We start from the raw sequence: 15,071 nt of genomic DNA, 5'->3' as shown, positions 1-15,071 counted from the left end.
CGTTTTCACTCCGGCTAATTGGGATGCACCGCAAACAGTCACCGTCAAAGCAACCGACGACACTGTTGTAGAAGGAGGGCACAGTGGCACGATCAATCACAGCGTCGCCTCCGGCAGCGCGGCCGAATACTTGGCCGTGGCGATCGCACCAGTTACTGTCACCATCGCCGACAACGACACAGCTACTAATGCTCCTGCTGGCGTGACTGTTACCCAAACAGGCGGCAGCACCATTGTCGCCGAAGGCGGCGCAACCGACACCTATCAAGTAGCCCTCAACAGCCAGCCAAAAAGTGACGTTAAAGTTAGCTTCGCGACAGACAGTCAAATAGAAGCGATCGCCTCCTTCACATTCACTGTGGCTAACTGGAACCTGCCTCAAACCGCTACTGTCAAAGCAACCGACGACTCCGCCGTCGAAGGAACGCACCTGAGCACGATCGCAGCAAGCGCTAGCAGCACGGATCTGGCTTACAACAATATCGGTATTTCTCCAGTCGATGTGTTGATTATCGACAACGACTCCCCCGGCATTGCCGTCACTCCTAACAGCACCAATGCAGCAGAAGGCGGTGTAGCAGGCACCTACAACATTGTCCTTACCAAAGCGCCGACAGCTAACGTTACGGTCAATTTCGCTGCGGGCAGTCAAATAGATGCGATCGCTCCCATTACTTTCACTCCGGCTAATTGGGATGCACCGCAAACAGTAACGGTGACAGCAACCGACGACACTGTTGTAGAAGGAGCGCACAGCGGGTTCATTCTTTCCAGCGTAGCCGCCGACAGTGCGGCCGAATACTTGCCAGTGGCGATCGCACCAGTTACTGTCACCATCGCCGACAACGACACAGCTACCTCGACGGCCGGGGTAAAAATTACTCCCACAACTACTTATGCAGCAGAAGGCGGTGCCAATGGCAGTTACAGCGCGGTATTAACGGAACAGCCTTCAAGCGACGTTAAAGTTACCTTCGCGACAGACAGTCAAATAGAAGCGATCGCCTCCTTCACATTCACTGTGGCTAACTGGAACCTGCCTCAAACCGCCACTGTCAAAGCAACCGACGACTCCGCCGTCGAAGGAACGCACCTGAGCACGATCGCAGCCAGCGCTAGCAGCACGGATCTGGCTTACAACAATATCGGCATTTCTCCAGTCGATGTGTTGATTATCGACAACGACTCCCCCGGCATTGCCGTCACTCCTAACAGCACCAATGCAGCAGAAGGCGGTGTAGCAGGCACCTACAACATTGTCCTTACCAAAGCGCCGACAGCTAACGTTACGGTCAATTTCGCTGCGGGCAGTCAAATAGATGCGATCGCTCCGCTCGTTTTCACTCCGGCTAATTGGGATGCACCGCAAACAGTCACCGTCAAAGCAACCGACGACACTGTTGTAGAAGGAGCGCACAGCGGCACGATCAATCACAGCGTCGCCTCCGGCAGCGCGGCCGAATACTTGCCAGTGGCGATCGCACCAGTTACTGTCACCATCGCCGACAACGACATCTCTTCCCCCACACCAGCACCAGTCATCAACTTTTCGCCCACAATTATCGTGCCGCCGACGCCGACACCAGCGCCGACACCAGCACCAGTCATCAACTTTTCGCCCACAATTATCGTGCCGCCGACGCCGACACCAGCGCCGACACCAGCACCAGTCATCAACTTTTCGCCCACAATTATCGTGCCGCCGACACCAGCACCAACTCCAGCACCAACTCCAGCCCCAACTCCAATCCCCGAACCAACTCCCGTCCCCACCCTGCCGCCAACTGAAGATCCAGATTGCATTTGCGCGCAAATTACCTTACCGGAGATCAGTCCTCTTCATGGTTTCAATCTTGTTCAAAACAACCTGGCTGGTACGGATACAAACGAGATCCTCACTGGCACCAGTGACAGTGACGGCATCAACGGTTTGGGCGGAGACGATGTTCTTGTCGGTTTGGCAGGCAACGACAACCTATTTGGCGGATTGATCAGCAACATTCCTGTTGGACCACAGGTCGATCGCGACTTGCTGTTGGGCGGGCCCGGCGACGACTACCTTAACGGTCAAGCAGGCTACGACACCGTGTTCGGCGGTCAGGGCAACGACGCTGCTTTCGGGGGCAAAGATAACGACCTGATATGGGGCGGACGGGGTTCTGACACTGTTGTGGGCGAGGAGGGAAACGACAGCCTCTACGGTGGCACCAACAGCGAATCTGACCGCGATCGCGCCGGGAACGACTTGTTATTGGGTGCCAAGGGAAACGACTTCCTCTCCGGTCAGGATGCCTCTGATACCCTTTCTGGCGGTGACGGCAACGATACTGCGCGCGGCGGCAAGGGTAACGATGTAGTTTTAGGCGACTCGGGCAGCGACTTGCTGTTCGGCGACCAAGGCAATGACTCTATCTGCGGCGGCGAGGGGGATGACACGGTGTTTGGGGATATTGGCAGCCCCCTGCCTGTCGGCGTTGCTGGCGGTCAAGACCAAGTGTGCGGCGGTGCTGGTAATGACCTGCTGTTCGGCAATGAAGGCAGCGATACCATCAACGGCGATGCTGGCGACGATACGATTTTGGGAGGCAAAGACAGTGACAGCTTGGTCGGCGGTGCTGGCGACGACGTGCTGATTGGCGATGAGGGCAGCGATACTTTGCTCGGCGGCAGCGGACGCGACTTATTTGTCTTGACACCCGCACAAGGAAGTGATGTAATATCCGACTTCAGGAAAGGGGAAGATTTGCTGAGTTTAGCGGGCGGTTTGACTTTCACTCAACTGAGTATTAGCCAAGGCACAGACGGGCAAGAGGCCAGTCCCACAACTTTCATAAGAATTTCTAACTCTGGGGAACTCTTGGCAGTTTTGAATGGGGTGCAAGCGAGTGCGATCGCGCCGTCCGATTTCGTTCAAATTTTGCGACTCGGTAGCTGAGAGGAAAGCGCTATAGATCCGTCCAAGGAAAATCAATCTACACTCCTTGAACTGCGATCGGGCTGGCATCGCAATCAGCCTTTGGGCTGCCGAAATGCCAGCCCACGTCGCCTGACAATTTATGTGTTTATATCAATTCCGGTTGCACCGGAATTATTGTTGACTGTTGACTGTTGACTGTTGAAGGAGGGATGGAAAAACTCAATGATAGTTGAGTATTGAGTGTTGATTCGATTTTACAATTCCGATGCTAGCGGAGTTGATATTAGAAGCTATAAGCCCGATTCTAAGGAGCTTATTGCTCGCATTGCCTCCGCTCAGTTTGAACGCGGGCGATCGCACTAAGCTGTTGCACATTTAAACTGTGATACAAGCATTACCCTTATTTTTGATTTTGCGACCCCATTTAATTATTAATTACCCTTCATTTGAGAGGCGGTGCAATAAATACTCTAGCTCTTCAATTAATGTAAAAAGTCGATTGGCAATATATTCTTTTGCCGAATGCCATACTAATTCAATTAAGTTATAGTCGGGGCTATATTCGGGGAGAAATTCTAAATGGAGATTAGGCATTTCTGTTTCAATTTTTTTGAGGTACTCTTCTTTCTTATGAAAACTAGCATTATCAAGGATAATAACTATTTTGGCTCCTTTTTCAGCAAATTATGAGGCTTGATTACCTGCTGATACCATTCATTAATTAGCTCTTCATAAAACAGTTTTAGCACTTGATAAAAATTATATGAATTTCCTTTTTGAGGGACTCTACCACCTTTTTTTATCCGAACTTCTCACTCCTCCCATTACATTAACTCTGCCTTTTCTCCGGTCTCCTCGTGCCTTTGTGCGGCTGCCTTTTTTACACCAGTTCTTTCTGATGGTGACTCTTAAACTCAATCCACTCTCGGTCTTAAAACCATACCTGTAAACGTTCTGGCGTTTCTTTTTATACTTTTAAATATTCGGCTATCTTTATTTTAAACGCTGTTCTTTTTTCGGAATTTCTCTTCGACTCTAGGCTATACTTAGCCCAGATGTAAACATACTTTTTTTTGTTTAATATCCTCCGAACTTGCCCTCCACTTAATTTTATTCCTGTGGATTTTATAAGTATGTTGCTAATCTCTGCGCTGTCAATCGTCCAAAATTATATCCTAATTCTTGAGGCTATTTTTCGATAGTTTCTAATAACATATCTATATATTTATCTGTGGCTTTTTTGTGATTTCCCTTCATTCTCTCATCAATTAGACTTTCTAGATTGTCTGGGTCTCCCTTGACACACCAATAAGATACTTTATTGACTGAGCAACCCAAAAAATCAGCAATTTTAGATTGTGTGTTGCCGTCATTGAGCAATAATAAAATTAGAATTCTTTCTCTAATATTTGCCTTTTCGTCCTCTTTTAAAGCTTTCTGTACTTTCTCTATTTGTTTGGGATTGAGATGGTTTTTAGCTGGCATTTTTGTATAGATTGACTAAACTCATTTTTTATTATACCCTATTTAAAGGCACAACAGCTTAATAATTAATAATTAATAATACATATCCATTTTGAATGGTATGCAAAACTGATTAGGACACAGACCATGCTTTCTCCCTACGGAATACCTGTACTTTATCCATAGAAATATGACGTTAATTCTACTGACAAGCCTTTTGCCGGGAGAAAAAATTCCACTCAATATTTATACTGTGTTGTTTTTATTTTCAACTGCTCGGTAGCAATGTCTAAATTAAGCAATAAATTTTTAGGAAAATTGTCACCCCAAAAACGGTTATTAAGGCACTCACGCTTTATGAGTAATTGTCAAAAGCTGCGGATAAAAAATATAATAAAACCCCTATTTTCACAAAAAATGTGAAAAAAAATGCGAAGAAAAGGGTTGCCAATAGGTGAATAAAAGTTTCAATCAAAAAATTGATCGGCGCAAAAACGACAAAATCGAGTATAATATAGTATTGCTAAATTGAGGATCAGTTCAAAAATACTGTTGAAAAACTAAATTTATTGAAATAGACAGGTGCAAATTGAGGATTGAAGGCGTACCCAAATTGACTAAATATTTGCTGATCGGTTCCACAAAAGCTTACAGCGGCAAGTCTGCCATCGCCCTGGGGATGGCACTCGGACTCCGGGCAAAAGGACTGGCCGTCGCCTACGGCAAACCTCTGGGAACCTGTTTCAGCTCGCCAGGAGCTGGGTTCGAGGACGAAGACGTGCGGTTCGCGGTAGAAACGCTGAAGCTCTCAGAAAGTCAGATGCCGTCAACACTGCTGTATTTGGATGAAGAGACGGTTCACAAGCGTTTGCGGGGAGAAGACAAGACAGATTACCGCCAGTCTTTAGCGCAATATTTGCAAACTCCCAGCGGAGACTTAGCGCTGTTAGAAGGCCCAGCTAATTTGGAGGAGGGCAGTCTGTTTGATTTGTCTTTGGCTCAAATCGCTGAGGCAGTTGATGCCTCTGTGCTGTTGATAGCCCGCCCGATCGATCTGTATGTAGACGATTTGCTGTCGGCTAAACAGCGTTTGGGTTCGCGGTTGCTGGGCGTGGTACTCAATGACGTTCCCTCGGACAAACTCGAATCCGTAACGGCGACTGTGCGGCCTTTTCTGGAGGCTGCGGGTATTCCAGTTTTGGGAATGCTGCCGAGAAGTGCTTTGCTGCGAAGTGTCAGCGTCAAAGAATTGGTGCACCAATTGAAAGCTGATGTGCTGTGCCGTCGAGACCGTTTGGACTTGATGGTGGAAACCTTGACAATTGGCGCGATGAATGTTAGTTCTGCTCTGAAGTATTTCCGCAAAGCGAGAAATATGGCGGTGGTGACGGGGGGCGATCGCACGGACATTCAGCTAGCGGCTCTGGAGAGCTCGACTCAGTGCTTAATTTTGACAGGCCACTTGCCTCCTTCTCCGCTGGTGATCGGCAGGGCAGAAGAAATGGAAATTCCGGTTTTGTCTGTTGATTTGGATACCTTAACCACGGTGGAAATTATCGACAGCACCTTTGGCAGCGTGCGCCTGCACGAACCGATCAAGGTGGAATGCGTTACTCAGCTAATGGCAGAACATTTTGACCTTGATGGCATGATGGCATCCTTGGGCCTGAGCGATCGAGTCCATTAAGAAGAGAGCCGGAGCTGAAGGAAGAAGGTATTCGGCAGAGAGAACTTTTTGTTTAAATAAATAAAAAGCTAAAATTCTTAAATTCTCAATTTTTCTTGAATTCTACCTTGAGCTCTGGCTTCCTCAACTCTCCCGCTCCTCTAGTCTGATCCGGTCAATCAGCAATTCTTAACTTCTTTTTGGCGGCAATGGCTAGTGAGTCTGCTAAAATCCACAACGTAGTTTTATTTAATTTAATAAATTCTTTGAGTCAATCAATTGAGCTACCCAGAGTAGATGATTTTTTACAAGAACTTGCGGCGATCCAGCAAACCAGCTCCAAGCGGATTGCTCTTTTGGGTTCTCGCCACGTTCCTATTACCCACCAGCAGCTAATTGAGATGCTGAGCTACGCCATAGTTCTGGGAGGCAATCAGCTCATCACATCTGGCGCTACAGGCACCAATTCAGCCGCAATTCGGGGGGCAATGCGAGCAGATCCTAATCTGCTGACGGTGATTTTGCCACAAAGCATGAGTCGCCAGCCTCGGGAGTCTCGCGAGCAACTCGAACAAGTCATACATTTGGTAGAAAATCCCAAAAATGATAGCTTGTCTCTCCCGGAAGCAAGCGCCATGTGCAATCAGGAGATTATTTCTCGCTGTCAGCAACTGATCTGTTTTGCTTTTCACGAAAGCCACACTTTGCTGAAAACTTGCCAGGATGCGGAGGAACAGCGCAAGGTGGTTACTCTGTTCTATTTTGATTGAACTGCGAGGCGGATGATGGTGTTGGGATTGCCTGTGTCGGTTATTCTGCTGGATTGTATTGCGGCTGCTGCTGCGCTGGTTTACGCACCGTTTTTGGTGGTTGCGTTCGCCCGCTTGCAGCTAGGCTATGACCAAGCAGCCCCCCGCGCTATGTTTGAGAAGTTGCCTGCTTACGCTCAGCGGGCAACTTGGGCTCACCAAAATTCGTTTGAGACGTTTATGCTGTTTTCAGCGGCGGCTTTGATGGCTTTTGTGACGGGGGTAGATTCGGAATCGGCGGGTTGGGCTGCGATCGCTTTTACGATCGCCCGGTTGTTGTTTTCGGTTTTCTATATTCTGAATGTGCCGCTGGGGCGATCGCTCATGTTTGCGATTAGTTCTTCTTGCACTGTTTCTTTATTCTATTTCAGTTTAATGGCTGTTAACGGCTAATTTTCAGTAGTCATTGGTTATTGGTTATTGGTTATTGGTTATTGGTTATTGGTTAGTTGTTAATGCCCAATGCCCTGCGCGTGCCAATGCCCAATGCCCAATGCCCAATGCCCAATGCCCCATTACCAATTACTAATTTATGGCTGCTAGTTATTCCTTTGATATTGTCAGCGAGTTCGATCGGCAAGAATTAGTTAACGCTGTTGACCAAACTGTGCGGGAAATTCAAAGCCGTTACGACTTGAAAGATACAAAAACTACCGTGGAATTGGGTGCAGAATCAATTACTGTCAATACGGACAGCGAATTTACTCTCGATGCAATTCACACTGTTTTGCAAACTAAAGCCGCCAAGCGGAATTTATCTTTGAAAATTTTTGATTACGGTAAAGCTGAACCTGCTAGCGGCAGTCGGGTGCGTCAAGAAATTAAACTTAAAAAAGGAATAAGTCAGGAAATCGCGAAACAAATTACTAAATTGATTCGCGATGAATTTAAGAAGATTCAAGGTTCGATTCAAGGAGATGCAGTGCGGGTGTCTGCTAAGGATAAGGATGATTTGCAGTTGGTGATTCAACGCTTGAAGCAAGAAGACTATCCCGTGGCTTTGCAGTTTACGAATTACAGGTAAATTTTTGAAAGCTAAGTATTGGATTGTCGGTTGTGCGATCGCATCTTTGAGTGCGATAGAACTTGCCTTGCGCTTGCTCGGATTCGGAAATCCGGCCTTGCTGCAAGCTGATGCGAATGCTGGCTATATATTTGCACCAAATCAACTTGTATATCGCTTTGGCAATAGACTTGAGTACAATCAATTTTCTCAGCGTTCTGAACAAATCGATTCAGCAAAGCCTGAAGGAACTCTCAGAATTTTGATGATAGGAGATTCGGTTCTCAACGGTAATAATACCACCGATCAGAAAGAAACTATTCCAGAATTGTTTGAAGCGCGTTTGTTGGGCATAAAAAAGCAAGTTGAGGTGCTGAATGCTTCGGCAGGTTCTTGGGGAATTGGCAATCAATTGGGATATATTCGCAAGTTTGGCACTTTTGAAAGCGATGCTGTGATTTTGCAAATTGGTACTCACGATTTGCTACAACCTCCAAGCAGCAGCGGGGGGGTGGGAAATGACCCGCTGATGCCGGATCGCAAACCGTTATTGGCAATTCAAGAAGTGTTTCAAAGACACGTTATGCCCGAATTGTCAAGGGCTTTTGTATCGAATTCTCCTGCGGCGAGAGTGCCGGTGTCGGAATCACAACGGTTTATGGAAAATATGCAGCGATTTGAGCAAATAGTTGCTTTGGTGCGAGCTAAGAATATTCCATTGTTTGTGTTGTATAGTTGCGATCGAGCGGATTTACTGCCCGTACCGAATCAGCCCAAGTTTAAATCCGAGTTTGTCGATCGGCTAAAAGCTTTAAAAATTCCAGTCATAGACACTCATGCAGCCTGGTCAAAATTGCCGAAAACGAGGGTAGAAAGTTATTTTCGGGATGGCGTACACCCCACAGCCCCAGCTTATGAATCAATAGCAGATTTAGTGTTTCAACAGTTGTGTATACAGAAAAAATTGGTGGCGTGTGGCGGGAAGGAATAAGCTGCTTTATAGCCAAAGGAAGAAGTCCGATGGAAGTCGGAAGAAGGAAGATGTAATTCCTGACAAATGGCAACTGACAACTGACAACTGATTGGTATTAAATATCTAAACCCGTGACTGTTAACTCTGGAGGATGTTCGACAACAAACTGGTAATATAACTCTTGCTTTGCTTGCGGCGGCAGAGACATTATCCATTCTAGCAGCCCCATTTCACCTGCTACTATCTTCGGATTAGTCAGAGTCGATCGCACTTTAATTTGTTCATTGCGGCTGACTGGCAATTGCTCTTTTAGTGTCAGGTGTACCTGCACCTGATGCAAGTTTGTCACATTTAAGCGATAAGCGTAACTCATGCGCCGCTGCTGGCCTATCAGTTTTTTATCTACTTGTCTTTCTACTAATTCCCGCTCTATTTTGAGTCCTTCATCTATTCCTAAATTCAGTTTATATTCTTGCCCTGGGGAAACATTTTCTAACTGCACACTGCCGACAAAAGTGTTGTCGCGAAAGATATTTGCTTTACCGGGAAGCAGAGTTGCACCTGTCAGCGGATTCACAACAACTGCTTGCAAATAGGCAAAACTGACTAATCGCGGAACGGCTATATATTCTGGTTTAAACGGATAATTTTCTCTTAAAACCATCACTTTGTGCGGTGTACCGTCGCTGGGAATCTTGGTATTTCCCCCTACTAGAAATGAGACGGTGCCTCCTTCTCTGGATACTTTGGCTGTGGCTGTTTCAGCTTCTCTGGGTTGGGAGGCTGTGTCGATTGTAGTGCCTGCAAAGCCACTGGACATCCCTTCAAATACCGCCGCATCTCCATAAGAATCTGATAAAGTTTGACTAGAGCGCGCTATTGACTCGGTATTTCGGTATTTGACTGTAGAGTTTAAAGTATCGATAAACCAGGGTTCTAGTTTTGGCGGCAAAGTTCCCATTCCCGGTTTTGCTGTAGATAAAGTCAGCAATACTCCCGTCCAATCTTCCCCTGTATTTTGATTGACTTCTGCTAGGTAATTGAGATTAATTTGGTTGTTGGTAGTGTTGACTCGCAAGTCGTATAGGGGAACCCAACGGGCTCCCATGACTACATAGGAAACTTCTAGTTCAAAATTGCCGCTGCCGCTGGGTTCGATGGCAACAATGATGTTAAAACTTTGCTGAGAATTGGGAGTGTGTACTTGCCACAACTGCTGCTGCAAAGCTTCTATTTGCTTGTCTAATTCTTGCTGCTGTCTTTCGTGTTGGGCGATCGCACTTACATATTTGAGATAATTAGTTCCTAAAAAGTTGAGCAATTCGCCAGTTTCGTTTAAACCTACCTGCTGTTTGGCGATGCTGCTGGAAAAGAAACCGACGCTTTTTTCGCTCAAACCTTCGACAAATTTGAGCTGAATTTTTCGGGCGGTTATTTTGTCGTTAATTCCCCGTCTTTGGGTTTGTAACTCGTGAATTTGTTGGGTTAATTCGGCAGTGCGATCGCCCACTGGTTCGCTGCTAAACACTGTTTCGGTTCGCACTCCCAGCAATCGCACAGCAAGTGTACCAGCACCCGTGGCCCTGACTGACTCTGTGTCGAGGGTTGCGGGTACAGAGGCGATCGCCAATTCTCGCTCGTTTCCCGTCAGAGATACCCTACCGCGCCGCGTCACCAAAGCGCGATCGGTGTAAACTGTAACTTCTGATATGCTAGTATCTAGTGTTTTAATGGTATCAGAATTAAGTATTTCTGAGTCAGTCATTGCCAGTTGCTCCTATTTAATAAGCGTTTAGTCGATAGTGCATTTTTCAAAGTAGTTTATTAATCAAACTCAGAAGTTATTGGATTATCTACAGCGGAGGAGGGCGGGTTTACGAGATCATTAGTTTTATACATTGATGGTTGGTCAAACCTGCCCCTACAGTTTGATGTTCAAAATGGTAGCGCGGGGGTGGGCAGGTTTATGAGATCGTTAATGTTAGGCATTAATAGTTGATAAAACCCGCCCCGTCGGTTAATTTTAGCTCAGTGGCTCGATTCCTGCCAAATCCAAAATTTGAGGAATTAAATCTTCTCGTTTGACGGCCATCATGTGAACTCCTTGACAAATCTGCCGCGCTAGCTTGACTTGTTCGGCAGCAATTTTTATGCCTTCCTGCAAGGGTTCGGGAGCTTTTGCTAAACGATCGATCGTCTCTTGTGGGATGTGAACTCCCGGCACGTATTTTTTAATAAATTCAGCATTTTTAGCTGATTTAAACAAAAATATTCCTGCTAAAACTGGCTTGTTGCAGCCCGCTGCAACGTGGTGCATAAACTTATCCAAAACTTCAAAATCTGTAATTAATTGACTCTGAAAAAACTGTGCTCCAGCCTCTACTTTTTTCTCAAATCGACTTTGCAAACCCGACCAACTGGGGCATTGCGGATCGACGGCAGCACCGACGAATAAATCGGTAAATCCGTCGGTTAAAGGTTTGTCATTCCAGTCTTTGCCGCCATTCATTTTTTGAATGACTTGTAACAGCCGTACTGATTCAAAGTCGAATACACTTTTGGCTTTAGGATGGTCGCCCGCTTTGACGGGATCGCCTGTAAGTGCTAATACATTGCGAATGCCTAAAGCGTGGGCTCCCATGAGATCCGCTTGCAGGCCAATTTGATTGCGATCGCGACAAGCAACTTGACAAATTGGCTCAATTCCGTGCTGCACTAAAATCGCCGAAACTGCTAGGGGGCACATTCGCATCACTGCGCGACTCCCGTCGGTGATATTAATGGCGTGGACTCTGTTTTTGAGGCGTTCAGCCATTTGAATTGTGTGAGTCATGTCGCCACCTTTTGGCGGGGCAACTTCGGCGGTAATTATAAATTCTCCGGGGGTGGTGCAGGCTGTGCGAAAACGGTTCATGATTATTTGTCTGTTATTGGTTATTTGTTATTTGACAGTTGACAGTTAGTTGACAGTTGTTAGTTGTTATTCTTCACCAGTAACCAATAACAACTAACAACTAACAACTAAACAGGTAAAGAATAACCGAAAGCTGTTTTAACCTTAGTTAGAGTTTGATTAGCAATAGCTTCTGCTTGTTCTCTTCCACGACGTAGTACAGACTCTAAATATCCCGGATCGTCCATTATTTCCTTGTATTTATCCTGAATTGGTTTGAGGGCATTAATTGTCGTCTCTGTCAGCAAGGGTTTAAAATCTCCCCAACCCATGTTTTCACACTCTGTTGCTACTTCTTCCTTAGATTTGCCGGAAAGCAGGAGATAAAGTGTCAGCAAATTTCTAGCTTCGGGGCGATCGGGGTCGTCAAACGTCAAACCCCGCACGGCATCTGTTTTACAGCGCTTGATTTTTTTGGCGATCGTATCTGGCGAATCCAATAAATTAATTCTACTTTGTTCGGAAGGGTCAGATTTCGACATTTTGCGCGTGCCATCTGTCAAACTCATTACCCTCGCACCGTCAGTCCGAATTAACGGTTCGGGAAGTTTCAATACTGGCTTTTCGGGTGTGCCGAATTGGTGATTTAATCTGATGACAATATCGCGGGTGAGTTCCAAATGCTGTTTTTGGTCTTCTCCCACTGGCACTTTGTCGGCATCGTAAAGCAAAATGTCGGCTGCCATTAACACCGGATAATTTAGCAAACCGGCGTTGACATTTTCACCTTGTTTAACTGCTTTTTCTTTAAACTGAATCATATCTTCGAGCCAGTTAATCGGCGTAATACAGTTGAGCAGCCATGCTAGTTCTGTGTGCGCCGAGACGTGGGATTGCACGAAAATAGTAGAATATTCTAAATCGATGCCGCAAGCTAAATAGAGTGCGGCGATCGTGTAAGTGTCGGAGGCTAGAGTTGCTGGATTGTGCGGTGCGGTAATTGCGTGCAAATCGACTACGCAGAAGTAATTTTCGTACTGACTTTGACCTTCTACCCAGTTGCGAATGGCACCGAGATAATTGCCGAGGTGAAGATTGCCCGTTGGCTGAACTCCAGAAAGAACGCGCTTTTTGCCCATGAGGAAAGAATAGAATTGAACTCACATTTCTATATTGACACGTTATTTCAATTTCAGAGCCTCTAATTTTCTGGCGGTTGACTGTTGACGGTTGACTGTTAACTGCTGACAACTGACTAATTACCAATCTGTGAGCAACCTTGCTTTCCGCAAAACAAATGTCAGAACAGTTTCTTCGCCGGTAATAATATCGGCTCTGCCTTCCATTCCCGATTGAATCGAATACTGGCGGGGGCCATTGGCCTGGGAGTTTCCGAAGAATTGGCCGTGGGCGGATTTGAGCTTTGTTAAATAAGTTTGTTCGGGCTTAATTGCCACTTCGTAATAAGCTGTACCTAAATTATTAGTGGGATTTTGAGTGGCGATCGCATCTGGGGCGATTTCGCTAACAGTTCCTTTTAATGTGCCGTAATCGGGGAAAGGCAAAGCCGAAATCCTGATCTGTACGGGTTGGCCGATTTGGATGCGGGCGATGTCTTGGGATGTCACCTTGGCTTTGACTACCAGGGGTACGTCGCTAGGGACGATTTGGGCGATCGCGCTGCCGGCTTGTACGGTTTGACCAGTATTTCGTACTTCCAATCTGAGAATTGTACCATCCGTTGGCGTGCGGATCACGCTATTTTCGAGTTTTAAGTCAATTTGATTTAGTTCTTTTTTAGCTTGAATTAATTGTTGTTGAAGAGACGATCGCTTGACGAGCAAAACCCGCCGACTTCTGCCCAGTCTCTCGGCGACATCCGGCAGCGATGTGGCGATTTTTACTAAAGCTGATTCGATTAATTCCTGTTGGGCGGAACTTTCACTTTCGATGCTTTTAAATTGGGCGCTGGCCAAAATTTGATTTTCTAAGTCGCGCAATTGCTGGTTGATTTGCTGTGCTGTGGTTTGAGACTGATTAATTATTTCTTCCAACAGTTTTTTTTGAGCGCCCAAACGCGAAGCGTCTACAACGGCGATCGCATCTCCTTCTTTTACTGTCTGATTCTCGCTGACAGCAATGCTTTCGACGGTTCCTTCGGTTGCTGCTTGCACGACGCGCACTTCTCCGGCCGGACGGACGATCGCGTCTGCTTTGACTGTAGCGCTGTACTTGGTGACGCTAGCGAGGGCAATCACCCCGCCAAAGGTCGCCACCATCAAAATGCCCCCCAAAGTCGTCCAGCGGCTGACAGGGGGCAAAAACTGGTCGTTATCAAAGGTTTCAGCGGGTGTGGCTTCGGGAGTGAGAGACATGGCGGCAAGGGGGAGAGGGGAATACTTTGGAGTTTTGAGTGTTGAGTTGGGGGAGAGGGAGAGATCGATCGCTGATTTGTTTGGTCACTTTTACGATCAGCTTTCCGGAAACCAAGCATAGGTTTAGAAGTCTAAATCAAAATTCACAGGGTAAAGGTAAAAATCCGCACAGCTTTGCCGTCTCTACCCACAAACTTCGCCAAACATCAAGAGGAGTGAAGCCAGCGGGCAACACTTATGAAAATATGGCTTTTCAGCAATGAGTTTTGGCGCTGTTACCGGGTTTTTCCTGTATGCGTAGGTAGTAAGTAAGTACATAGGTATTAAGAGGAGTTATTTATGTCAGAAAATCAACAATGTTCACTCTTCATCGAAGTAACCGATGGAGAATCTGCTACTGTCAACGGTGGCAGCATTACCAGCGGTGTTAGCGGTGCTAAAAGCAACAGGGAGACGGATAACAGCCGCAGCTATGGCCTGAATATGCTGTTTTTCCTGCCGCAGCCTAGCCAGCTTTATCTGTACGATCCGAGCCGCGCTCGCCCTTACAAAACCCTAGTGGTTTAGATAGCTGAGTCAAGTTGTGCGATGGAGTAAATTTTCAAAATTTATCCGTAATCTTCCGGAGGTCGCACAGCACTACAAGAAGTATTAGTCAGTATTTACACGAGGCTCTAGAAATTAAATAATATTTCTAGTTTCCCTTGAATTTTATTAAGTTAAACGGAGTCAAATCATGAAAGAAACAAAGGACGATTCACTGTTTGCTGAACTCACCCCTGAAGAATCAGCTAGCGTCAACGGCGGTCACTATTCCCGTCGAAACTGTTACCGTCCGACGCGTCGCGTCGTGTACCGCCGGAATTGCGACGGTTCCTTCAGAACAGTGTACCGCTACTATTAAGGTTTAGTGCTGTCAATTGGGCTCTATCTATTGATGTGAATTCATAAAGCACCCATAAACTTATGGG

Annotated in this window: 12 protein-coding genes and 1 pseudogene; 8 read left to right on the top strand and 5 right to left on the bottom strand. The window is 46.4% G+C overall.

Features of this window, described 5'->3' with window-relative positions:
• Nucleotides 1-2,935, top strand: a 2,935-nt coding sequence (locus tag QUB44_RS21900; RefSeq protein ID WP_445299919.1) for a calcium-binding protein, incomplete at its 5' end; no start/stop codon positions are given.
• Nucleotides 2,936-3,352: 417 nt separating this feature from the next.
• On the opposite strand, the pseudogene QUB44_RS21895 reads toward QUB44_RS21900, so the two are convergent.
• A pseudogene (locus tag QUB44_RS21895) lies at nt 3,353-4,402 on the bottom strand (IS630 family transposase).
• Between the two features lie 568 nt (nt 4,403-4,970).
• Here QUB44_RS21895 and QUB44_RS21890 point away from each other — a divergent pair.
• From QUB44_RS21890 to QUB44_RS21870, 5 genes are all read left to right on the top strand, one after another.
• Nucleotides 4,971-6,068 carry a phosphotransacetylase family protein gene (locus QUB44_RS21890; protein ID WP_333370736.1) on the top strand — a complete coding sequence of 366 codons (1,098 nt, stop codon included), beginning with the start codon at nt 4,971-4,973 and terminating at the stop codon, nt 6,066-6,068.
• A 245-nt stretch (nt 6,069-6,313) separates the two neighbouring features.
• Nucleotides 6,314-6,817 carry a DNA recombination-mediator protein A gene (locus tag QUB44_RS21885; RefSeq protein WP_333322141.1) on the top strand — a complete coding sequence of 168 codons (504 nt, stop codon included), beginning with the start codon at nt 6,314-6,316 and terminating at the stop codon, nt 6,815-6,817.
• A 15-nt stretch (nt 6,818-6,832) separates the two neighbouring features.
• Nucleotides 6,833-7,249, top strand: coding sequence for an MAPEG family protein (locus QUB44_RS21880; protein ID WP_333370760.1), 417 nt, complete (start codon nt 6,833-6,835; stop codon nt 7,247-7,249).
• A 139-nt stretch (nt 7,250-7,388) separates the two neighbouring features.
• Nucleotides 7,389-7,880: a YajQ family cyclic di-GMP-binding protein gene (locus QUB44_RS21875; protein WP_006634691.1), complete on the top strand. Its 492-nt coding sequence runs from the start codon at nt 7,389-7,391 to the stop codon at nt 7,878-7,880.
• Between the two features lie 4 nt (nt 7,881-7,884).
• Entirely contained in the window at nt 7,885-8,850 is a 966-nt protein-coding gene (locus QUB44_RS21870) for an SGNH/GDSL hydrolase family protein (protein WP_333370734.1), read from the top strand.
• A 97-nt stretch (nt 8,851-8,947) separates the two neighbouring features.
• On the opposite strand, the gene QUB44_RS21865 is transcribed toward QUB44_RS21870, so the two are convergent.
• The 4 genes from QUB44_RS21865 to QUB44_RS21850 form a co-directional block, all read right to left on the bottom strand.
• Nucleotides 8,948-10,597: a mucoidy inhibitor MuiA family protein gene (locus QUB44_RS21865; protein WP_333370732.1), complete on the bottom strand. Its 1,650-nt coding sequence runs from the start codon at nt 10,595-10,597 to the stop codon at nt 8,948-8,950.
• Nucleotides 10,598-10,855: 258 nt separating this feature from the next.
• Entirely contained in the window at nt 10,856-11,746 is an 891-nt protein-coding gene (locus QUB44_RS21860) for a methylenetetrahydrofolate reductase (protein WP_333370730.1), read from the bottom strand.
• A 107-nt stretch (nt 11,747-11,853) separates the two neighbouring features.
• Nucleotides 11,854-12,864 carry a tryptophan--tRNA ligase gene (gene trpS / locus QUB44_RS21855; protein WP_333370728.1) on the bottom strand — a complete coding sequence of 337 codons (1,011 nt, stop codon included), beginning with the start codon at nt 12,862-12,864 and terminating at the stop codon, nt 11,854-11,856.
• 120 nt (nt 12,865-12,984) lie between these two features.
• The gene (locus tag QUB44_RS21850; protein WP_333370726.1) at nt 12,985-14,100 is read right to left on the bottom strand and encodes an HlyD family efflux transporter periplasmic adaptor subunit; all 1,116 of its coding nucleotides are present in this window, start codon (nt 14,098-14,100) and stop codon (nt 12,985-12,987) included.
• 339 nt (nt 14,101-14,439) lie between these two features.
• Here QUB44_RS21850 and QUB44_RS21845 point away from each other — a divergent pair, with 339 nt between their 5' ends.
• Nucleotides 14,440-14,667: a secretion protein HlyD gene (locus tag QUB44_RS21845; protein WP_333370724.1), complete on the top strand. Its 228-nt coding sequence runs from the start codon at nt 14,440-14,442 to the stop codon at nt 14,665-14,667.
• Nucleotides 14,668-14,836: 169 nt separating this feature from the next.
• The gene (locus QUB44_RS21840; protein WP_333370722.1) at nt 14,837-15,004 is read left to right on the top strand and encodes a hypothetical protein; all 168 of its coding nucleotides are present in this window, start codon (nt 14,837-14,839) and stop codon (nt 15,002-15,004) included.
• Nucleotides 15,005-15,071: the final 67 nt, after the last annotated feature.

Origin of the sequence: Microcoleus sp. AT3-D2, from assembly GCF_036705715.1 — a bacterium.
Lineage (GTDB): Bacteria > Cyanobacteriota > Cyanobacteriia > Cyanobacteriales > Microcoleaceae > Microcoleus.
This window is presented reverse-complemented; position numbering and strand designations above follow the sequence as displayed.

Bases quoted from the DNA above. Each gene is read 5' to 3' on its own strand.
- QUB44_RS21880 (WP_333370760.1), top strand. From the start codon at position 6,833: ATGGTGTTGGGATTGCCTGTGTCGGTTATTCTGCTGGATTGTATTGCG.
- QUB44_RS21875 (WP_006634691.1), top strand. From the start codon at position 7,389: ATGGCTGCTAGTTATTCCTTTGATATTGTCAGCGAGTTCGATCGGCAA.
- QUB44_RS21865 (WP_333370732.1), bottom strand. From the start codon at position 10,597: ATGACTGACTCAGAAATACTTAATTCTGATACCATTAAAACACTAGAT.
- QUB44_RS21860 (WP_333370730.1), bottom strand. From the start codon at position 11,746: ATGAACCGTTTTCGCACAGCCTGCACCACCCCCGGAGAATTTATAATT.
- trpS (WP_333370728.1), bottom strand. From the start codon at position 12,864: ATGGGCAAAAAGCGCGTTCTTTCTGGAGTTCAGCCAACGGGCAATCTT.
- QUB44_RS21850 (WP_333370726.1), bottom strand. From the start codon at position 14,100: ATGTCTCTCACTCCCGAAGCCACACCCGCTGAAACCTTTGATAACGAC.
- QUB44_RS21845 (WP_333370724.1), top strand. From the start codon at position 14,440: ATGTCAGAAAATCAACAATGTTCACTCTTCATCGAAGTAACCGATGGA.
- QUB44_RS21840 (WP_333370722.1), top strand. From the start codon at position 14,837: ATGAAAGAAACAAAGGACGATTCACTGTTTGCTGAACTCACCCCTGAA.